The following is a 22,201-nucleotide window of genomic DNA, read 5'->3' on the forward strand; positions in this document are numbered from 1 at the left end:
ATTTTGTCGGACTGCAGTTTGAGTAAGCTGATAATGACCTGCATGTTGTTCTTGACCCGGTGGTGGATTTCACGGAGAAGTACTTCTTTTTCTTTGAGTGATGATTTGATTTCTTCCTCGGCACGTTTGAGTTCGGTTATATCCTGAAAAGAACCTAAGTGTCTTGTAGGTTTATCTATTTCGTCCCGTACTACTCTTACTATCGAGTGAACAGTACGAATCGCTCCGTCTCTTCGGATGATGCGATATTCATTTTCATAAGATTCATGCCGGTTAAAAGCGGTTTCATGCGCTTCCTCAAATTTTTTCAAGTCATCTGGATGAATATGGCGCTTAACCAACTCATAACTTGGAGTAACTTCTCCCGGATTATAACCCCAAATACGGTATTGTTCGTCAGACCAATACAATTCTCCAGTTTCAAGATTTCCATTCCAGCTCCCAATATGAGCAATCTGCTGAGCATCATTGAGGTAAAACTCGCTATGACGCAACGCTTCATTCGCCTCGCTCAACTCCTTGTTCCGAACAATCACCTGCTCTTCGAGAGAGTCCTTGAGTTCCTGAAGCTCCGCGTAACTCTTACTCAAATTCTTCGCGTAATCTTTCTTTTCAGCGGTCTCCTGCTGGAGCCTTTTGATCATGTTATTGAATGATTCCTCTAAAACCGTCAATTCATTCTGGCCCCGGGCGCCGGTATGGATTCTCATAACCTCCAGTCTTTCAAGATCCAACCTCTCCGTTGCTTCCACCAACTTCGATAAGGGGCGAGACAGAATAGCCCTGCTTACGTAAAGGAAAATGAGCCAGAGGGCCACTGTTTTTAAAGCCGCGCTGCCGAGGATCAAGGCCACCCGCCCTTTAATCCTACCGAAGACGATAAGTGAATTAGAGTATAATGTTGCTGTTCCAACTAAATCTTCTCCGGTGTCATGGTGGTATACAACTTGAAACGTATGCGCAAACATTTCTGAGAACAAACCCGCTTTGGAATAGACTTTTTGAGCCTCATCGGAATTGACCAACTTGACTCTATTATCCGGCCCAATAACCAGGCCCGCGGATGCAAAAACCCTCCCTGTAACCGGGTCAACGACTTTGACCCCCAGAATCTCGGGTATTTTAACCATCCCCTGGATGATCGACTGTAGTTCATAATGATCCATTGCCCATAAGGAGTTTGCAAGCGCAGCTTCGAAGGTCTTTTCGTAGATACGAAGCTCTCGGAAAACACCACGTTTGGATCCAATATACTCTTCAATAAGCAGGGCACCGGTGACGGAAACTGCCACAATGATGTAGAACGATAAGACTATCCTTAAGAGCCTCGCCCCGATTGAACGCATGATAGGGACTTCCCTGCTGGCCCAGTGTCCCTTTGAAGGAGACTCGTTCATTCAACGTACCTCTTTACGATTAACTTAAAATGTTCCGAGTTTCTGACGGTCTTGATCTCATTCCAGATCCGCTCGGCGACTTTCCTGTTGTTTTTGTAGAAACCATGTGAAAACATTAAGTAGTAGGCTTTGGATCTCACCGGCGGATAGACCTTCTCAATATCGCCGAACTGGTCGCGATTTTTTTCCAGGATTGGATCAAGAATTCCCTCCAATTCAGCGTAAGCCGCTATGCGCCTGTGGATCAGTTTACGCAGGTTATTCTCCGGCGTTTTGGCCTCTTCCACCCTAAACCCCATCTTCTCCAAGTCCCCCACGATGGCAAATCCAAAAGTCGCCCCGATGGGGCCCTCCACGTTAGTGAGATCCTTGCCGTCCCACTGAACCGGTGAACCTCGTAGTTTATAGAGAACATATGAATGAGTTAATATGCTCCGGGATTGGTCGTGCTTGTCGCCTTTCATCGGGTAGACGCCGATCTTCAGGCGCTTTTTCTTGAAACTGGTATGAAATATGCCATCCACTTGATTGGTCTCCACCAAAAACAGGCCGCGATTCCATGGTACCCTTTTGAAAACAACTTTGATCCCAAGGCGATCACCGACAAGGCTTAAAAGCTCAATCGTAGTACCTGGCTTATCCCAGTTTATCTTAGTGCCATCCCCCATGATGATGGGAGGATTCGCCTTTGTATTGTAAACAATCAGGACCTCCGTTGGTTCTGCCGTCTCAGCGTTTACTTGCCTGGGCGGTCCCCAGCTGATCGAAACGGTTAAAATAATAAAACTCAATATGCCCCATCGAACCATCTTATTCACCTCCTTATTTGGTTTGGGATCGAATCAGGCTATCACATTAATATCATTGGACAACCTTCTCAAGATAAGGCCTTAGCCAGAATACTTCATCATAGATTATTGTCTTTCCCCGTTCACCGATCACTTTTCATTCCCCATTCCCCATTCCGAAATCCGCATTCCAAAATCACTCCTCACGTTTCACTTAACACGCATCAATCCAAAATCGCTTCAGGAACAGTACGAAATACAGAAAAGAGAGTGTATTAAAGTATTATCCTGAATTTAAAAGTACATGTCAAATTATATTGGTTTATGGAAGGATATAAAGGATTTAGCATGGTTGGGGAATAGATTACATTATTGGGGAAATGCGACCATTGGATACTGTTTAGGATGATCGCCAGCCTGTTGATATCTGCAACTATCTATTTTAACTCAAATTGTGATACGATATTAGCGTATCTCAAAAATGAGGCCCCTTTAATTTCCGTGATAACTTGCCTTATGTTGTGTGTTCACACAAAATTGTGATACGATAATAACTTCTCTCAAAAAAATTAGGCCATTGCAGGTATCCACCCACCATCAAATAACCTGTGAGCGTTTAACAATGGTACTAAATTTAACCTGAACACCTGCGAAGATGGTTTCCAGGTCCGGGGGAAACTCGGAAATGATATGAAAAACGGAGTTATAATCTTCGGCAGTTTGCACTTCATATCCTTCCTTGGCAAGCAAAGACTTGAAAGAGAACCGCAGAATCTCTTCATCCTCGATTATTAGAATTTTCATTTTCAAACTCATTTTTCCCCACCGAAACCGGCAGATCAACTATAGTTTTGCAATACTCTCCTTCAACACTGTCAAAATAAAGCCGGCCGTCATGATCTTTTACTATTACGTGGCTGATACTTAAACCTAAACCGGTACCCTTGCCGGGTGGTTTACTTGTAAAAAACGGATCACAAATTCTGTCTAATATGTCAGTCGGTATACCGGTGCCGCGATCATAAAAAATCACACGCACATATTTAATATTATTTGTTATCACTTCTTCCCCTTTGATCCGAAGAACTTTATCTTCGTGGGCATGGGGAAATTTCTGGTTCAGCGCATATCTGGCATTACTGATGATGTTTAGGAAAACCTGCTGGATCTTATGGCTGCGCACTCTGATCTTGGGGAGCTCATCCGGAATATCTACGCTTAAATCGATGCCGTCTTTTCTAACTTGAGTCTCAGTAAGATCCAGAGAATCGGATAGCACGCTCTTAACATGTACCAGGGCGGGTTCCTCCTCATAATCCCGGGCAAAAGACAAAAGGTTGCGGACAATCATGGCAATTCGTCGGCCGGCCTTATTAATTCTCATTGAGATTTCAGCTTGTTCGCTCAGCTCATTATGTTCGTCAATCAATAATTGAGCGCAGTTGATAATGCCGTTTATAGGGTTGTTAATCTCATGGGCCACGCCGGCAGCCAGTTCGCCGATGGATGCCAGTTGTCCGGCTCTGGCAGTTTCGGCCTGCAGCAATTTTTTTTCGGTCATATCGCGATAAACCATCATCACGGATTTTGGAGTCCCATCCTCAGACCGGGCTACTACACTGGCGCTGCACCACAAGTTGAGATGGTTACCATAGCTTCCAATAACTTCTATTTCATGCTCTTCACTCCGGCCATCTTCGAAACACTTATCAACACAGCAAGATGTATAAGAACTGTGGCGGAAATTGAAAATATCATCGTATTTTTTGCCCACCGGGTCCGAGCCGAAAAATTTAACCGCAACAGGGTTTGACCAGATAATATTGAGGTCTTGGTCCACAACGATGATGATGTCCAACACCGAATTAAGAATCCCCGCCAGTTTCTCCTCGCTCTTCCGCAGCGCCTTCTCAGCCGAAAGGCGCTCGGTGATTTGCCGGCGTAATTCCTCGTTGGCTTCCGCAAGTTCCATGGTGCGCTCCTCCACTCGTAGTTCTAACTCGCCGTGAGCCTTTTCCAGAGATTCCTCCGCCTGAAACCGCGCAATTGATGTTTGGCTTGCTTTGAACAAGATGATGACAACCGCGAGCAGAAGGCTTGATGCTATACCAAGCAGTATCGCTGAGGAACGGGACAACAGACTATTAAGCTTTGCCTTCATGCCCGTGATATCGTAATAGATTTCAAAAGCGCCATTGAAGGTATCATTGCTTGTTAACGGAACGTAGGTCTCCACCACGTCGGATTTCAACAACCGTCTTTCTAACGATATTGTGTTTTTTTGTACCAGTTTTGTATAGACATGTCCTTGGGCGACAATATCGTGAAAATATTTCTCTTTGTTAATTTCTCCAATGTCTTTGGGATTTGTTGAATATAAGATCTTGCCGGAACTCGAAAAAATTTTAAGCTTCTCCAGGTCAAAATCCCTTGTATGCCTTTCAATTCTGCTTATAAAATGATCTGAAAAAAAATCCTCGGTCAATTCAATATTTTCCGGGATGCTCACTCTCGACAAATGCGATGCTATGCGTATGGCATCATTTTCTACATTTTTAATTAACAATTGGGTAAATGATGGATACACAAAAAACAAACTATAGACGGGAAACACGATTGCTATAGCCAGACATACAAGAAAAATGTTTCTAAAGCCTGGTGTTTTAAAAACATTAGTCAAGATACTTGCCTTGCTTAGAACCTGCATTGAATCCCCCTTTTTTATCATAATAATTAGACCTCTTTATCACCTAAAAGTTTATAGCAATTTTAAGTATATCTGCTTTACTTGAAAATTTAAATGTTTATTTCCCGTTGCGGCAAATGCAAAGCTGGATACTAATTATCCATCTTTAGATGCTTTCCTTCATAAAGGCCGGATACATTTTACCCGCCTCCTGATCTGTTTTCGTAAGAAAAACGAACTTCGATTAATTATTAACCCAAATAAATCACATAAAATTGAGCAGTTAGCTATATTTGGCCGGGACTTGGCACAGCGCTTGCAGAACCCCCATGTAACACTTTAAACAAAATGAAAAACGAGGTTTCACTACTATGACAATATTTACAACAAGTTTAATAATTGCGCTATTGGTCGCTTGTACAGCTTATCAAACCGCTGTCTTAATGCTGCCTGTGAAAACCGGATTGGAGGTAAATTATGAGTGAAAAAAATCATGGCGATAATAAAGAGAATTCTTCAGCTAGCTGTTGCGGGGCATCAGATAACTTGCATACCGAAAACAAGTCAGACAGCTTGGATGCGACAATAAGCCGGCCGGGGCTGCTTTCCAAACAGGCTTTCAGTCCGCCTCCATATCTGATCGGGGCGGCGGCGGCCATCGCTGTCGTCGGGTTCTATTTGGGACTGATTACACTGGTTTCCGACTGGTATAACGCCAGGATGCAGTTTGAGGAGTATCGGTGGTGGATTCTTGCCCTTGCGGCCGGCCTGGGCGTGCAGGCCACCTTGTATTCTTTTCTCCGCAAACGGCTGAAAGGGAAAAATGTAAAGTCAGCCAAATCGAGCCTGGCTGCTTCCGGCGGGATGTCAACGGCATCCATGGCAGCCTGCTGCGCCCACTACCTGCTGGCCTTTTTACCGGCGCTGGGCCTTCCCTTTTTATCAGCGGCCGCGGCCGGTCTGGCAGAATACCAGCCGCAGCTCTTTTTGCTGGGCGTGCTTTCCAATTTGTTTGGAATCGGAGTTATGCTGCGAGTCATGCAGAAAAACGGAATAATACCGGCCGGAGCCCTAACAAGTTATGCGCCTTTTGGCCTCCGACGGAGAAATCAATAAAGGAGGTATCAATTATGAAAACAACCAGACGACTTCTTCTGCCGTCAGGGTTGGCAGTTGTAACTTTGATAATCGTAATGGGTTTGACTTTTACTGCCGGAGCGTATGAGCGCAAATCGAGCAGTGAGAACAAAGTGAAGGTTGTCGTGTCTCCGGTGCAGCTCGCATCCGGGCGGACGGCCAAATTTGAAGTCCGCATGACTACTCACTCCGTCGAACTAAATCAGGATATCGTTGCCGTATCTACTCTAAAAGATAATAACGGGCATAAGTACCGCCCGCTGCGCTGGACCGGGTCTCCTCCCGGCGGTCATCATCGCGAGGGGGTTCTGGAATTCCCGGCAATAGAGGGGAATCCCAACACGGTAACCCTTTTCATCAGAGACATTGCCGGCGTTCCGCAGAGGATTTTCGAATGGAAGCTGGAACGTTAGGAGGATTTCTATGGATAGATTCTGATAATCATGAGAGAGGGGAAAGTAGATGACAACAGTTCCAGTGCCGAGGTATAAACCGTGTGTCACTTAATACTTTTTCTCCCTGTTTTTGCATTACCGGTCTTTTGGATTTTCCCTTTTAATACTGCTTTGTCTTTATATCTTCCAATCGTTGGGATTTCCCTGTTCATCTACTTTAAGATCTTTAAGGCGATGCGGCAGCAAGTTGTGACAGGGTTCGAGGGTATGTTGGGGAAAAAAGGGCTGGTGATCGAAGATATCGATCCTGAGGGCAAGATCAAATACGCCAGCGAAATTTGGGGTGCGGCAGCTAAAGGGAACCGGTTCTTAAAAGGGCAACATGTTGTGATCTGCGGAATTCGTGGGATGATGCTCCTGGTGGAAGAAATACATGCTGGCGGGAGCAAGATCGAAAAGAGAAAGGGTCATTAGTGTCGGTCTCTTTAAGGGGCCTTCCTCACATAATATCCTTTAGGTGTTGCAATTGATCCATAAGGAGGATAGGATGCATCCCGTCTTAATACAAATCGGACCTCTTGTCATTCGCTGGTATGGTGTCATGATAGCCATTGCCTGCTTGCTCGGCATTTGGGTCGCCGGGAGAGAAGCTGAGAAAAGACAGCTCCGATGGAATCATCGTAATTGATTTCCTTACGGAGTGCTGTGAGCTAGGAGATAAAGCATTATGAATAAAAAAATTTTGATCTGGATGGGGCTTTTAGCCTTTTTTTTACTGCTGCTCTGGTCGGTAGTATCATTCTTTCCTGATTGGCTGTGGTTTGAAAATCTAGGATTTTCATCTATTTTTTGGACCATGGTTTTGAGCAAATTCGGGCTTGGCGCTTTAACTTGGTTGGTTTTAATTTTTATCGTAACCCCAAACCTTTTCGCAGCCAAACGGATTAAGCCTCAAATTAAGCCTCAAAATACACCGGAAAAACCTTCTAATGATCAGGACGGCACTCTTATTTCCCTATCTCTGCCAAGCAAGGCCGTGGAGGCTATCTTCATCGGTTTTTTCCTGATTTTAAGTTTCATGATTGCAGCAGGTGGCGCCATCCAATGGGACATGGTCCTGCGCTATTTATACCAGCAACCTTTTAGCGGTACGGAGCCCATTTTTAATGGCGACATCGGTTTTTATGTGTATTCTCTGCCTTTTTATATCTTCGTCCAAAACAGGCTATTGGTCTTTTTCGGTTTGGCCGCAGCGGCGGTCACTTGGTGGTATCTGAAGGACGGAGCCTACGAGGCCATTGATGAATTTACTCAAAAGAAAGGTAAGCTGATCTCCTTACCCAAAATCTCCATTGCACCGGCGGCCAAGAAACACCTTATTTTCTTGGGAGGAATCATTGTCTTGCTCCTTGCTTGGGGTTTTTATCTGAAAATGTATGGAGTTTTGTATTCTACTCAGGGACCTGCTTTCGGTGCCAGCTATACCGATGTGCATGTCAAGGTTCCGGCCTATAAGGGTCTGATCATTGTCTCTCTGGGCCTGGCCGTGGTCCTGTTCCTGAACGTCTTCAAGCCCAGGACAAAATTAATCTGGATCGGCGTGGGCATCTGGGCGGGGGCTATACTGGTGTTTGCCAGCCTCCTCCCCATGCTGGTCCAAAAAATTGTGGTGAAACCCAATGAATTGGCCAAAGAAGAACGCTACATAGCATACAATATTGATTATACCCGTAAGGCCTATAATCTGGATAAGATCAAAGAAGTCAATTTTGAGGTGAATGATCAACTCAGCGCAAAGGAGATTGACAGGCAGAGTGCAACGATTAAAAACATCAGAATCTGGGATGAACGTACTTTGCTTCAAACCTACAGGCAGCTTCAATCCATACGGCTGTATTACGATTTTAACAAGGTGGACGTGGATCGTTATGTAATCAATAACCAATATCGACAGGTGATGCTGGCCGCGCGGGAGTTGGTGGTCGACCAGCTTCCTCCCCAGGCAAATACCTGGGTTAACAGGCATCTGAAGTATACCCATGGCTACGGATTGGCCTTGAGCCCGGTCAGTGAAGTGACCCGCGAAGGACTTCCCCTCCTCTTGGTCAAAGACCTGCCCCCCTCCTTTGATGCCGACCTGAAGATAGACCGTCCGGAGATTTACTATGGAGAAAAAACCGATGAGTATGTTCTGATAAAGACAACAACCCAGGAATTTGATTATCCCAAGGGAGACAAGAACGTCTATAGCGATTATCGGGGAAAGGGGGGCGTCCCTATCGGGTCATTTGTGAAAAGACTCTTATTTGCACTTGAATTCTTGGATTCCCAGATCCTGTTTACCGCCTATTTAAGCCCGGAGACCAGGATCATGTACAATCGTCGCATCGACCGGCGGGTAAGTTCAATTGCCCCGTTTCTGAATTATGACCGTGATCCTTACCTGGTCGTCTCCGAAGGGAAGCTCTATTGGATACTGGATGCCTACACTACATCAAATATGTATCCTTACTCTCGCCGCTTGTATAAACGCTTTAAGAACAAGGCACTGAACTACATTCGAAATTCAGTCAAGGTAACCGTTGATGCCTATAACGGAGAGGTATCGTTTTACATCATGGATGAAAAAGATCCGCTCATTCGAACCTATGCGCAAATATTCCCGGATCTATTTAAACCTTTCAAGGCAATGCCGGCGGATTTGAAAAAGCATATCCGGTACCCCAGGGACCTTTTCGAAATACAGGTGGATACGTACAAGATCTATCATATGGTCGATGTGCAGGTTTTCTACAACCAGGAGGACCTCTGGGAAATTCCGAATGAGCTTTATGGGGGTAGCCGTCAAAAAATGAAACCTTATTATATCATTTTAAAACTGCCCGAAGCGAATAAAGCGGAGTTTCTTTTGATGCTGCCTTTTACACCTTCCATGAAGGATAATATGATCGGCTGGCTGGCGGCCAGAAGCGATTTGCCCAATTACGGAAATTTGTTGGTCTACAAATTACCCAAAGAGAAACTGGTCTACGGACCGATGCAGATCGAGGCGCGGGTGGACCAGCAGACCGAGATTTCACGCGAATTAAGCCTATGGGGGCAGGGAGGTTCCAGAGTCATCAGAGGAAATCTTTTAGCCATTCCGGTGGGTGACTCATTTATTTATGTGGAACCGGTTTACCTGGAAGCAAGACAGGAGGAGGAACCATTACCCCAGACGGCCCGACAAGCTCCATCCAAAGATAGCGGAAAATTACGGCCTAAACGCTCCCAAGATGCTTCATTCTCGGATAAAACCAGGGCTGTGGCACTACCGGAGTTAAAAAGAGTTATTGTCGCCTTTGGCAATCGGGTCATAATGGAGAAAAACCTTGATAAGGCCTTAAGCAGGGCATTGCAAGCGGTAACACTTCCCCAAGAATTGGTTTCCTCTATTAAGGCTTCGGCACCGGATATGAATGATACGGGTAAGGCGGCCCTTGAATACTACCTGAAAGCTAAAGACTACCTGCGGGAGGGGAATTGGACCGCATATGGAAAGGCCTTGGAAAATATGGAGAAGATCCTGATGAAGATTTCCGGCACACCCGAGCAAGCTGAACAACCATAATGTCTACTCAAAACCGGTAAAGCGGCTCCTTGATCAGACCCTTATTTTGATTTAATTTTCTTGTCCGACGGCTTACAGAAAATTTTAAAGGAAACGATTCAATCGGAATATATTTATGGAAACCGCTATAATTACTCATCCGTAAGTATTTCTGCTTCTATTAATCACTCCTTCACGAGCCTATCTTGTCAGATAAACATTTAAAGGTGTACTGGTGCATTTTGTTAAAATTGCTGCCATCGCAGTGGCACTGGCTATGGATGCCTTTGTCGTCTCAATCGCCACCGGGATGAGTTTGAAAGATGTCAGCTTCCGCCAGGCATTTCGCTTGTCATGGCATTTCGGGTTTTTCCAGGCCCTGATGCCGGTTATCGGTTGGAGGGCCGGCTTATCGATTTATATCTATATTGAGAGCTATGATCATTGGGTTGCCTTTAGCCTTCTATCATTTGTCGGCATCAATATGATTAGAAAAGCTTTCCAGCATGATAAGTGCGAAGGTCAAAGAAAGGACCCTACCAAAGGCATGACGCTTATAATGCTTTCTGTTGCAACCAGTATTGACGCGCTGGCTGTTGGTCTAAGCATATCGATGTTGAATGTATCAATTTGGACACCAGCCCTTATTATCGGTATAGTCGCGGGGATTTTTACAATCATTGGGCTGCAGATTGGCAAGCGAATTCGGAACGTCGTGCAGTTGAGCCCTTACTTGGAAACAATCGGCGGAATTATCCTTATCGCTATCGGTTTTAATATTATATATGAACATGGTGCGCTGTTAATTTAATGGCTATTTTTTACCCATTTTCGTTTTTGTCTTTGATAAAATTGAATACTTATTACCCGCTTTTTTACCTCATCCCGTCAAAAAAGAGATCTGCCACTAAGCATATAGACGAACAACATCCTTGATTACAGATAGTTATATTTGCATGTCACAATCTGGCATGACATTTGCTCTTACCGGTAGCATGTATAAAAACTCAAAAACAGGAAGGTATCGCTAAAAAAAACAACCGCACACGTGATCTTTATCGATCCGGGTAACCGTTCATGGGTTCAGGGTTCAACGTTCAGAGGTTATCGGTTCACCGAATATCTGACCGTTATCAAGTAGATACCGGCCCTGGGTGCAAATCAAGACCGCTGGTTCAGTTTTCAGCACCCGCAATTTTTTACTCCTAACGCCCATGAAATCCAATTTCAAATCTCAGACCTCAGGCATTGGTGCAAGTTTAACGCAAGAAATGTAACCCGACTCGGCTGCCTTCGACAAGCTCAGGCCCCGAGCATGCCGAGGGGAGCTCGTCGCAGGCTGAACGGGGAACGGGGAACCTGTGAACGCTTATCGATCCGGTTTGTTTGATGGAGGTCTACCCGGTATCGTTTATAACGAACAAAACAGATAATTCAGAAGTAGCAGAAATGAAAAGAACAGATTATATTCGGTATTTATCGATAATAATGTTTGGAGTGGGGCTTTTGGGATATCTTATAGTGAACAGTTGGTCCTTGTATAGCGCTTCCTATAAAAATATTTCCGTGGATCAATTAGCTGAAATGATGAATAATAAGGACTTCCTTCTCATCAATGTACATATTCCCTATGAGGGGGAGATCTCCCAAACCGACCTCCTGATCCCTTTTAATGCCGTTGAGAAGTTGAAAAACGAACTGCCGAATGATAAAGATACCAAAATTGTGTTATATTGCATGTCGGGGAATATGAGTCGAATCGCTGCTGAAAAACTAACAAGCATGGGATATACTCAGGTATACAATTTGCAAAATGGAATGAAAGACTGGAAGCGGAATGGAAAGCAGATATGGAAGCGGAAAAAATTTTTCAAAAATTAGCAACTGCAATTGTCGTAATAGTCTCGGTCGGTTTTTTGGGGTTTTTAGTATGGGGCATGCTAAACAAGCAACCCTTAACCGGCCTTAGTGGCATCACTATGGTAAATCGCCCGGCACCTGACTTCACCTTGACGACCTTCAAGGGGACCACGATTTCCCTGGCAGGCTTGACGGGCAAGCCGATTGTGATAAACTTCTGGGCGTCCTGGTGCCCTCCCTGCAGGATTGAAGCGCCACTTTTAGAGAGAACATGGCGAGCCTATAAGAATCGTGATGTGGTCTTTATTGGGGTGGATGTCCAGGATCGGGAGGAAGATGCCTTGAACTATATCCGGGAGTTCGATATCACCTATCCCAATGGTCCTGATCTGACCGGAGAGATCAGTATCGACTATGGAGTTTCCGGACTTCCGGTTACTTTCTTCGTCTCCAGAAAGGGAGAGATCGTTCGCCGCTGGGTTGGCGCCATAGAGAGAAGTATGCTTATCAGCTCAATTGAGGAAATCATGAAATGAATGAGATACAGATCTTATTGGCCAACTGGATGTCTGCCTTGGCCGTCTTGCTCCCCTTTGGGTATTCTTTCGGGGCAGGGATGGTGTCAACCGTTAATCCGTGCGGTTTTTCCCTGTTGCCGGCGTATCTATCTCTTTATCTGGGTGGCCGGGACGAGGGTACGGCTTCCAGTCACCCTTTAATCAGAGGGGGCAAAGCGCTGCTTATTGGAACAGCGGTGACCCTGGGATTCTCGGTTCTTTTTTCCTTAGTCGGGGTGATCATCTGGGCCGGGGGGTATATTCTCATGCAGTATCTACCCTGGCTCGGTTTGTTCGTCGGGGCTGTCCTGGTTTGCCTCGGCCTATTTCTGCTGGCCGGAAAGTCGGTATATACCTCTCTTCCCGCCCGCCTGGCGGACCTGGTAGGCAATCCCGCATCTCAAGGGTTCAATACCTACTTTTTATTTGGTATCGGGTACGGGATGGCCTCTTTGGGTTGCACGCTCCCCATATTTCTGGTGGCGGTGGGAAGCGCCATTAAGTCGCAGGGTTTCTTAAACGGCCTTTTCCAATTCATCAGCTATTCATTGGGGATGGGAGCCGTGCTGACATTACTGGCCTTAAGTTTCGCTCTCTTCAAAGGAGGCCTGGCGATTTACCTGAGCCGCGCTTTGCCCTACATGGGGAGAGTTGCAGGCGCCCTGTTGCTGGTATCCGGATCCTACCAGGTGCACTATTGGCTAACCAAAGGAGGATTGCTCGCAAAATGGATGTAAAGGGGACAATCCGCCGGGATCCGACCGGCCAAGACACAGCGTATGCGTTCACAGGTTCAGTGTTCAACGTTCAGGGTTACCTTTCTGTTGGGTTCACAGAATCAGAGTTCACCACTGCCCGACCGACGGCAGGCGAGGTTCAGCCTGCGACGAGCTCCCCTCGGCATGCTCGGGGCCTGAGCTTGTCGAAGGCAGCCGAGTCGGGTTGTCTTTTTCATGCGTTCACAGGCTTCCCGCCACTGGTGGGATTCAACGTTGTCTTTAGTCGTTGAACCCTGGTCGCCTACGGCGCCGCCAAAGGCAGGTAAACCTCTGAACCCTGAACCTTTGAACGGTTACGACACAACATATGCGTTCACAGGTTCAGTGTTCAACGTTCAGGGTTAATCGCTTCGCGCTTTTTTCCTATGCCATTGGTTCCATAGGGGTAATTAAATGAGGGGATCAACCTCTGAACCTTTGAACATTGAACCTTTGAACCCAACTCTTTGATTAGAAATGGCGCGTTTTATCCAAAATTTTCCCCGCAATCTGTCATTATTTACGAGGTCTGTATTACTGGAAGGCGGTTAAGTTATGAAGTGCAAGAGCATCGTTGTTGGGCTGACCCTTTTAATCCTGCTTTTTCCCGACCTGGCGGTTATCGCCCAGAATCCGGAGGAAGAAGCGCTGCAGAAGACGGCCAGAGAACTCTACGCGCGCATTATGTGTCCCATCTGCGCTGGTCAAACCATCGCGCAATCTAATAGCGGAACCAGCGTCCAGATGCGGGATCTGGTCTTAAAAAAGCTGCGCCAGGGCGAAACCAAAGAAGAGATATTACAATACTTTGTAAGCCGGTATGGGGAACGGATCATGACTAAGCCCAATAAAAAGGGGTTGAACCTAATGCTGTGGGTTTTGCCATTCGTATTCATGGCCCTGGCGGCAATCGTGATATATTTGCTGATTCGTCGCTGGTCTACAAGGGTTCAGGCGCAAACAGTTCCGCGCTTCGAAGAGGCCCAGTTAGCCGAATACAAAGAGCGTCTGGAAAAAGAATTAAAGGAATTTGACGAAGGGTTTTAGGTTGACTTTCGGCCTCCGAGCACCAAACCATCTGACGGAAAACAGAATAAACATGGAAAAATAAAGTAAGGTGCCCAGAGTCATAGCATATGAAAAGCCGAAACTGATGGACAATGCAATGGATAGTGCCGTGCCAAGTACAGAGCCAATTCCATTGACGGCCCACATTCTGGGAACATAATTTTCCAGGCCGAACTCGCTCAGCAATTTCATCCCCAGCGGAAAAGGCATCCCCAGAAAAAAACCCAATGGCATCAATAGAAGCAAAGATACCAATATCCTGGCCCAAAAACTGGCGCCCAGAAAAATACTAAAAACTTGATTTAGAAACAGGGTATATATAACGATAATCAGGCTCACCATTAACGCGGCAAGCCTAAGTTTGGTAATTGTTCTTTGTTTCCACAAAACGCCGCTGACCCAGCTGCCCACCCCGGCACCGGTCAAGAGGGAAAAAAGCAGCATAGCCACGGCATAGACCGGCTGCCCCAAAAATAGGATGAATTTCTGGATGAGTGGAATTTCAATCAGCATAAATCCGATTCCCAGCAAGGAAAACAACAGGAGAAAAAGGGTATTGTTCCAAGGGGTCTCATCTTTATTTACGTATTCCGGTCTGATCAACCACACCCATATAATGGCCATGATTGAGAATGTAAGCAGGAAAGTGATAACAGGAGGCAATCCGATATCAAATTTATAAAAAAAGGGATCATTGTCCGAAACTGGTCTTAGATCGAAATCAGCGACTTCAATAAATTCATCCGGGGTCACCATATCCTGGGATATAAGATACAAAGCCTGGTTTAACATGGGGTGTTCCTCATATATCCCTTCGCCTAATGGTATGGTCTGCGTTGTCTGTTCGGTAAATGGAATAAAAGAGGAATGGGTCGAATAATCAAATTCGTGCATACCAAGATGGACATTTTGGACTTCTTGCAGTGTTAGCGGTGATTTCTTCAATACAAATACCGGAAACCTATCAGGGCCCAGAATATAGATGTGCTTCATAGCGGCAGAGGGGCGGATACCTCTTTTGTTAAGGGCCGATAAACTGGTGAATACGAGACGAAGAATCTCGATATCATCGTGGGCCACCACAATCAGTCGTCCATTGGTCTTGAGGCGGTCCAGATAGTCGTTGATCGAGTCAGAAGTAAAAAGGAAATTTTCAGTAAGAGCAAACCCTTCAGGACTCCGGCTGGTTTTTGTTATTGGAATGCTCAACATGATGATGTTATATTTTTCCTTTGTAGCCCGGATGAAATTTCTCCCTTCTTCAACAACCACCTTAACTCCCGGGAATCCATTGTAAATTCCCCCGTTGAAATCAGAATATTTTTTCATCAAATCCACCAGGTCTTTATTGACTTCCACCGCCGTGATCTCTTTAACCCCGCCCAAAAGTGAGATGAGCACTTCCCTTCCCCCTCCGGGTCCGATAATCAATACCTTTTCCTTTTCCTTTTCCGATAACAACTTGATAGGAAAATATCCCGCAAAATCGACGAATTCGGGGATTTCCAAACTGCTTGGATTTCCATCAAAGCGATACATGACACTGCCGGCAGTTCCATCTATAAAAAAAACCATTTCATCGGGGTCTTCTTCGTCTGAAATCAAGTCGGTTCTTCCGAAGGCGCTCCAGCGGGACTCTACAACCCTTGCTTTTCTTGTCGGATCTCCCAACAGACGAGCCATTTCTTTGTAGGCGCTTTTTGTTAATGGAATTGTACCGAGAAAATTACTGAAATAGTTGAGAATGAATATCGCAATAAGAACCCCCGTCAATAAAAGTAAAGCCATTTTCTTGAACTTTGTTAAGGATTCCTTAATAATGAAAAGAGCGGCTGGAAGAGATGCGATAACGGCTACAAGCAACATAACGTTAATTCCACCTAATTTAAGCACCATAACGATTAAAAATGCGCCCATGGATGCGCCTATCAGATCAGCCGCATAAATCTTAGAACTCTGGTCCGGAAATAGGCGAAAAGCAGCGGCAAGGAATATCCCGCCCAAGAAAAAAGGACCAAAGGCTAGTAGCGCAGCAAGAGATAGGTGCTGAAAAATAGATACTTTAGTAATGAAAATGGTCATTATCAGGATTGAAAGCGCCATTAATCCTGAAGAGATGGGCAAAAGATTATAAAGCGGCTTAAGATCCGGATTTGATATAATCCCGACCCGTTTATGAACATAAATCCCCCCACACCCCAACCCCAAAACAGCAAGCGAGAGAACTAAGAACACATAGTGGGATTCGAACATCACAGAAAACATGCGGATCAGTCCAATCTCCAGCATCATTATGGCCAGCGAGACGAGGGTCACATTGAAATAAAATAACTTGCCCCCCTGCCAATTTCCGGGTTGAGTCATAGGTCCCATTATTTTTACAGCTCCACGCATATTACTAAGTTCGTAATAGTTCAGCCACCAAGCCCCTAAGATTATAATATAATTCTTTTTTGGGTAGTGTCCGTAGTCCTTTGTCCGTAGTCAGTTGTTTTCGCAAACACTTACTTCAAGTTTGATAAAGGCTTATAATCCATACTCTTTCTTTGTGCCTTGGTGCCTTAGTGGCTGAACTGTTACCTAAGCTCCAATTGATTGAGCCCTGTGTCTTATTTCAGATGGAGGACAAAAACCGGCCGTGAGAAAAAACACCTGATTTTTTGCCGCTTTACGAATTGATCCATGGATATGTTTTCATATGCTTTTTTATGCGCTTAAGAAATGAGGCAATTCTTATGCCAAAAGTAGTTTAAAAGTTATCAGTGAGTTCATAACATAAAGTAAAAACAAAAAATACTTGCAAATATTTATTTTCCCGAAAAGGAAGAAAAATTACCTCCTGCCACAGCAAATGACAAAGTGGATACTAACTATCCACCCGAGATGCTTGCCACTCTAAAAACAGGGTACTTTTTACCCACACCTCCTATGTATTGTCGCTAAAAAGCGAAATTCGGTTATTTATTTAGCCAAATAAATTATATAAAATTGAATAGTTAGTGATATTTGGCCGGAAGTTGGCACAACGCTTGCAATGCCACTGCGTAGCACACTAAACTAACAATTGACACATAAGGTTTACCTATGACAATAATTACAACGAGCTTAATAAATAATACCCGCCGGCGCCCTTGCAAGCTATGTGACCTTGGGGCTGCGACGGCAAAATCAATAAAAGGTTGAAGAGTTTACCTCGTTCCCAAGCCTTTGCTTGGGAACGAATTCGAAAGAGGAGGTTGGACAATGGCAAAAGGCGCCCAAAAAGCCGCAAAGAAGTTGCCTTCAGGCGAAATCGTTACCGTAACCCTGCCGCTGGTCGGGATGAGTTGCGCGTCCTGTGCATCAACCATTGAAAAGGCCCTTACAGCCGTTGAAGGGATATCCGAAGCTGCCGTCAATTATGCTACTGAGAAGGCCAAGGTCACGTATGACCCCTCACGGGTGCAAGCAACGGATATGGCCAAGGCGGTGGAATCGGCCGGTTATGCCGTAGTGGGTCCGAGAGAGAAGACCATGTTCAAGATCGCAGGTATGAGCTGCGCCTCCTGCGCAATGAAAATTGAAAAGAACCTCGTTAACCTGAAAGGCGTGGTGGAGGCGGGGGTGAACTTCGCTTCTCAAACGGCTACGGTAAAATATGACAGTATTCTGGTCGGGCCTGAAGTTGTTGAAAAGGTCATTCAAGATGCGGGCTATGAGGTTATCAAATCATCAGGGGAGCAGACCGTAAAATTCAAGGTCATAGGCATGGGGTCGGATCACTGCGCCGGAGTTGTCAAAAAGGCGGTGGAGAGACTGGAGGGCGTAATAGATGTTGAAACAAACTATCCCAATTCCTACGCCAGGGTTACTTACGATGAAAGCAGGCTGAGTGCCAGACAGATAATCAAGGCCATCTCCGCCGCAGGTTATCGGCCGGAACTAATCGAGGCCGGAGAAGATGCTGCCGATGTAGAGAAAGAAGCCCGGGAGAAGGAAATCAGAACACTTAAAAATAAGTTTATCTGGGCGGCCCTTTTTGCCGTTCCCCTTTTCTATGTGGCCATGGTGGAGATAGTAAGCGAGAGCCTTATACCCGGATTTTTAAATCCATCGCATTTCCCGATTCGTTTCGCTTTTTTCCAGATTATTTTTTCCATCCCTCTTATAATCGTAGGATGGAATTTCTACCGCAACGGTTTCCCAAATCTCTTCAGGGGCACGCCCAATATGGACTCGCTTATCGGAATGGGGACAGGGGCGGCCTATCTTTACAGTTTTTATGCCGCCGCTCTGGTAGTCCTCGGCCGGGACCCTGCCGGCAAGTATGTAAAAAGCCTTTATTTTGAAACAGCGGCGGTCATCATAACCCTCATCCTGCTGGGCAAATATCTGGAAGCTGTCAGCAAAGGCAAGACCTCGGAGGCGATTAAGAAGCTGATGGGCCTGGCCCCCAAGACAGCCATTATTGAAGTGGACGGCGTTGAAGAAGAGGTGCTGGTCTCCGAGATGCAGGTAGGTGACGTTGTTATTGTTAAACCCGGGGAGAAGATACCTGTTGACGGCGAAGTCATCGAGGGGCGAACCTCCGTGGATGAATCTATGCTGACGGGGGAAAGCATGCCGGTAGAGAAGAATCCCGGATCGAAGGTAGCAGGGGCGACGCTGAACAAGACAGGCTCCATCAAGTTTAGGGCCGAGAAAGTGGGCAAAGATACGGCCCTGGCTCAGATTATCAAGCTGGTTGAGGATGCCCAGGGCTCAAAGGCGCCCATTGCCCGTCTGGCAGACATCGTGGCCGGTTATTTCACCTGGGGGGTCATGGGAACCGCTCTATTGGTTGCTGTTATCTGGTCCCTTGCCGGTACGGCTTTCGGAATTGTACTTCCCGGCGGAACTTTTATCTTCACACTGACGGTGGTGATAGCCGTGCTTATTATCGCCTGCCCCTGTGCGCTGGGCCTTGCTACGCCCACATCCATTATGGTGGGGACCGGCAAAGGGGCCGAGCTCGGCATCCTTATCAAGGACGCCGAAGCGCTGGAAAATTTCCGCAAAATCAATTTTGTGGTCTTCGATAAAACCGGGACGCTTACGGAGGGTAAGCCTAAAGTTACGGATATTATTGCCTTTAATGGCTATAAGGAAGAGGATGTTTTGAGGACTGCTGCCAGCGGCGAAAAAAAATCGGAGCATCCCCTGGCCGAAGCTATCGTCAATGAGGCTGTGGAAAGAAAGCTGAAGCTTGTTGATGTGGCTGACTTTAACGCTATCCCCGGTCACGGAATAGAGATAACCATTGATAAATCAAGAATATTCCTAGGTAATAGGAAGTTAATGGATGATAAAAAGATTGATTTGCAAAAAGCCGACAATGAGGCCAGCCGTCTGGCTGATGAAGGCAAGACCCCCATGTTTGTCGCCCAAGATAAGACCTTGATGGGGATTATCGCCGTAGCGGATGTATTGAAAACCAGTAGTGTAAAGGCGGTAAAAGAGCTGCACGCATTGGGTATAAAAGTGGCCATGCTCACAGGCGATAACAGGAGAACGGCCGCGGCGATTGCCAAGACTGTGGGCATTGACCTCGTCCTGGCCGAAGTCCTGCCGGCAGACAAATCGAGGGAAGTGAAAAAGCTCCAGGCCGAAGGATATAAAGTTGCCATGGTGGGAGACGGGATCAACGACGCCCCTGCGCTGACGCAATCCGATGTGGGGGTGGCCATCGGTGCAGGCACGGACGTGGCCATGGAGTCGGCCAAGATTGTCCTGATGAAAAGCGATCTTCTCGACGTGGTCAAGGCCTATAAATTAAGCGCCGCTACTATGCGAAATATCAAACAGAATCTTTTCTGGGCTTTTGGTTACAACACCATCGGAATTCCGATTGCGGCCGGGGTGCTTTATCCGTTCTTCGGCTTTCTCCTGAATCCTGCAATAGCCGCGGCGGCGATGGCCCTTTCATCCATATCCGTGCTTTCCAATGCCCTGAGATTAAAAAGAGTCAGGTTGTAACCAAGTGGCTCCGGCAAAAGCCGAAGCGGATATTTATTAATCATCCGGATCGTCTTTGATCATAAAACCGTATACTAATTACCATAGGTTGGCCGTTGAGTTTGGCCAAATGAATTGGGTGCAGTTCCTCTCATCTCCCGGGAAATGAAAAATATTTTGGACAGGATTACAGGCCCGCCCTGGCCCAGACCGATCCCCAATACTATATACTCAAAAAGTTAAGTTTGAAATAATGTATAGGCTCGATCAATATATTCGAACGAGTCGCGCTCTCCGAGGCGTAGGCTCATGTCTCTACGAGCCGGAGGCCAGGGCGGGCCTGTTATCCTGTCTAAGAAATTCAATGGTTTTGGGAGAGAAGAATATCTGCACCCGATTCACTTTGTCTTTTTTTTACTTATAATCTACTGTTGTTAATTGTTGGATAGACCACTTCAAGGGAAAATAATAGGAATAACAAAAAGGCGTGAGAAGATGCAGGGGATGATGAAAATAGACGGAAGCCGGAAATCTGGTTCCGGAACCATTCTGAGGGATGCCACTCCCTTTGCCCTTTTAATGGGAAAGGATCTTGAGCTGATAAACATCAGGGCTAAGAGGGATAAGCCCGGTTTGCGACCACAACACCTGAAGGTGATTGAAGCGGTTGCCCAGATATGCCAGGGCCAAGTGAAAGGAGCAGGGGTTGGCTCAAGAGAAATAACATTCAAACCCGGGCATACCATAAAGGGCGGAGCGTTTCATTGGGATATTGGGACGGCTGGTTCCACCACCCTGCTGGCTTTAAGTGTCATACTTCCGGGTCTTTATGCCGATGCCCTGTCAACGTACAGAATTACCGGTGGCCTGTTTCAGGACTTTGCCCCCTCGGCGCATCATATGAAATACGTTTTGCTGCCCTTACTGAGCAGAATGGGGATACACATCGGTCTGGAGATCATACAGCCTGGTTATGTACCTCAGGGCCAAGGCCAGATACTGGTAAAGGTTAAGCCGTTAAAAGGAAGACCAAAAGCGCTTTCACTGGTCGATCAGGGGAAGCTAATCGAGATAAAGGGAATGGCGCTCTCTTCTCATCTTAAGGGAAGAAGGGTATCGGATAGAATGGCCGTGGCGTGCCTGAAGACTTTTGAGGCCAGGGGATACGATGCAAAAATAGAAATTACCTATGATACAAAAGAAGCACCGGAGTACCAGAGGGCCTCAATCCAGGCCGGAGCTTCCCTGGCTGTCTGGGCCAGAACCGATACTGGCTGTCTCATCGGATCGGATATGGCGGGCGCCCTGAGGAGGACGGCCGAATTCATTGGGAAGCGAACTGCCGGAAATCTTATTGAAGGCCTGGATGCGGGGGCAACGGTTGACAGGTACGTAGCGGACCAGCTTATCCCCTTCGCATCTCTCTCTGAAGGGTGGACAGCCTACCGAATTCCAAGGATGTCGGATCATATTGAAGCAAGGCTCTGGTTGGCCGAAGAATTGCTCGGAGCAAAAACAGAGGTGAAGGGCAATCTGGTCCGAATCAGGGGGATAGGGTATACAAAATAGAAAATGGAAATGACGCTGAAAATTAGAGGAATCTATGCCACGGCCTTGACAAAGTTCTTCGTTGATCATGGGCGGAATATCGTTTCACCCTCCCCGGTGATCGCAGGAAGATTTGATGATAGCTGGTAGATATATGCAATAAAATAATAATGATAAGTGGCTTTGCTTCTGGCAAGATAGCGCAGGTTTCAAATCCCATGATTTCTATGGTGTATCATTCTCTTATCAAAGGTCTGTGTGCGGCTGTGATCTATCGGAGATAACACAGGTTTAAAGGTTCACAAACGCCCCGTATTTCATAACTGTTACCTAACCCCCTTGTTTTCTCAAAGCTTGCTAAACTTAATATATTAAGATGTCCCTGAATCCTCTCTAGGGGCGTCCCGGAAGCCTGGTGTAAAACTCCGGGAGCATCTAATCTGGC

The 22,201-nt window shown here is 46.2% G+C and carries 17 protein-coding genes; 12 read left to right on the forward strand and 5 right to left on the reverse strand.

The features are described from left to right. The 4 genes from V3S16_RS08930 to V3S16_RS08945 all read right to left on the reverse strand — a co-directional run. A partial coding sequence (locus V3S16_RS08930) for a PAS domain-containing protein (protein ID WP_413884335.1) occupies nucleotides 1-1,397 on the reverse strand: 1,397 nt, incomplete at its 3' end. Further along, a complete protein-coding gene (locus V3S16_RS08935; protein ID WP_413884336.1) occupies nucleotides 1,394-2,206 on the reverse strand; it encodes a substrate-binding periplasmic protein in 813 nt (270 codons plus the stop codon). The genes V3S16_RS08930 and V3S16_RS08935, both read right to left, overlap by 4 nt. Nucleotides 2,207-2,782: 576 nt before the next feature. Continuing rightward, nucleotides 2,783-2,989 carry a response regulator gene (locus V3S16_RS08940; RefSeq protein WP_413884337.1) on the reverse strand — a complete coding sequence of 69 codons (207 nt, stop codon included), beginning with the start codon at nucleotides 2,987-2,989 and terminating at the stop codon, nucleotides 2,783-2,785. After that, nucleotides 2,964-4,892, reverse strand: coding sequence for an ATP-binding protein (locus V3S16_RS08945; protein ID WP_413884338.1), 1,929 nt, complete (start codon nucleotides 4,890-4,892; stop codon nucleotides 2,964-2,966). The genes V3S16_RS08940 and V3S16_RS08945 overlap by 26 nt, the downstream gene beginning before the upstream one ends. 456 nt (nucleotides 4,893-5,348) lie before the next feature. Here V3S16_RS08945 and V3S16_RS08950 point away from each other — a divergent pair, with 456 nt between their 5' ends. From V3S16_RS08950 to V3S16_RS08995, 10 genes are all read left to right on the forward strand, one after another. Then, nucleotides 5,349-5,987 (forward strand): hypothetical protein, encoded by a 639-nt coding sequence (locus V3S16_RS08950; RefSeq protein ID WP_413884339.1) that lies wholly within the window; start codon nucleotides 5,349-5,351, stop codon nucleotides 5,985-5,987. Between the two features lie 14 nt (nucleotides 5,988-6,001). After that, a complete protein-coding gene (locus tag V3S16_RS08955; protein ID WP_413884340.1) occupies nucleotides 6,002-6,421 on the forward strand; it encodes a hypothetical protein in 420 nt (139 codons plus the stop codon). Nucleotides 6,422-6,502: 81 nt separating this feature from the next. Then, entirely contained in the window at nucleotides 6,503-6,877 is a 375-nt protein-coding gene (locus V3S16_RS08960) for an NfeD family protein (RefSeq protein WP_413884341.1), read from the forward strand. A gap of 73 nt (nucleotides 6,878-6,950) precedes the next feature. Next, the gene (locus tag V3S16_RS08965) at nucleotides 6,951-7,091 is read left to right on the forward strand and encodes a prolipoprotein diacylglyceryl transferase family protein (RefSeq protein WP_413884342.1); all 141 of its coding nucleotides are present in this window, start codon (nucleotides 6,951-6,953) and stop codon (nucleotides 7,089-7,091) included. Between the two features lie 39 nt (nucleotides 7,092-7,130). Continuing rightward, complete coding sequence (locus tag V3S16_RS08970) at nucleotides 7,131-10,013, forward strand: UPF0182 family protein (RefSeq protein ID WP_413884343.1); 2,883 nt, start codon at nucleotides 7,131-7,133, stop codon at nucleotides 10,011-10,013. 214 nt (nucleotides 10,014-10,227) lie between these two features. Next, the gene (locus V3S16_RS08975) at nucleotides 10,228-10,803 is read left to right on the forward strand and encodes a manganese efflux pump MntP family protein (protein ID WP_413884344.1); all 576 of its coding nucleotides are present in this window, start codon (nucleotides 10,228-10,230) and stop codon (nucleotides 10,801-10,803) included. A 638-nt stretch (nucleotides 10,804-11,441) separates the two neighbouring features. Then, on the forward strand, nucleotides 11,442-11,873 hold the full coding sequence (locus V3S16_RS08980; RefSeq protein ID WP_413884345.1) for a rhodanese-like domain-containing protein: 432 nt from the start codon (nucleotides 11,442-11,444) through the stop codon (nucleotides 11,871-11,873). Then, entirely contained in the window at nucleotides 11,843-12,388 is a 546-nt protein-coding gene (locus V3S16_RS08985; RefSeq protein WP_413884346.1) for a TlpA family protein disulfide reductase, read from the forward strand. Before V3S16_RS08980 ends, V3S16_RS08985 begins: the two co-directional genes overlap by 31 nt. Continuing rightward, nucleotides 12,385-13,146: a cytochrome c biogenesis CcdA family protein gene (locus V3S16_RS08990; RefSeq protein WP_413884347.1), complete on the forward strand. Its 762-nt coding sequence runs from the start codon at nucleotides 12,385-12,387 to the stop codon at nucleotides 13,144-13,146. Before V3S16_RS08985 ends, V3S16_RS08990 begins: the two co-directional genes overlap by 4 nt. 576 nt (nucleotides 13,147-13,722) lie before the next feature. Continuing rightward, nucleotides 13,723-14,214, forward strand: coding sequence for a cytochrome c-type biogenesis protein CcmH (locus V3S16_RS08995; RefSeq protein WP_413884348.1), 492 nt, complete (start codon nucleotides 13,723-13,725; stop codon nucleotides 14,212-14,214). Here V3S16_RS08995 and V3S16_RS09000 read toward each other — a convergent pair. Continuing rightward, a complete protein-coding gene (locus tag V3S16_RS09000) occupies nucleotides 14,188-16,608 on the reverse strand; it encodes a hypothetical protein (protein WP_413884349.1) in 2,421 nt (806 codons plus the stop codon). The genes V3S16_RS08995 and V3S16_RS09000 overlap by 27 nt on opposite strands. Nucleotides 16,609-17,478: 870 nt before the next feature. On the opposite strand from V3S16_RS09000, the gene V3S16_RS09005 reads away from it, so the two are divergent. Further along, nucleotides 17,479-20,229: a heavy metal translocating P-type ATPase gene (locus V3S16_RS09005; protein WP_413884350.1), complete on the forward strand. Its 2,751-nt coding sequence runs from the start codon at nucleotides 17,479-17,481 to the stop codon at nucleotides 20,227-20,229. A gap of 483 nt (nucleotides 20,230-20,712) precedes the next feature. Next, complete coding sequence (gene rtcA / locus V3S16_RS09010) at nucleotides 20,713-21,777, forward strand: RNA 3'-terminal phosphate cyclase (protein WP_413884351.1); 1,065 nt, start codon at nucleotides 20,713-20,715, stop codon at nucleotides 21,775-21,777. Nucleotides 21,778-22,201 lie beyond the last annotated feature (424 nt).

The sequence above is a fragment of the Candidatus Desulfatibia sp. genome (genome assembly GCF_036446775.1).
Taxonomy (GTDB): Bacteria; Desulfobacterota; Desulfobacteria; order Desulfobacterales; family UBA11574; genus Desulfatibia_A.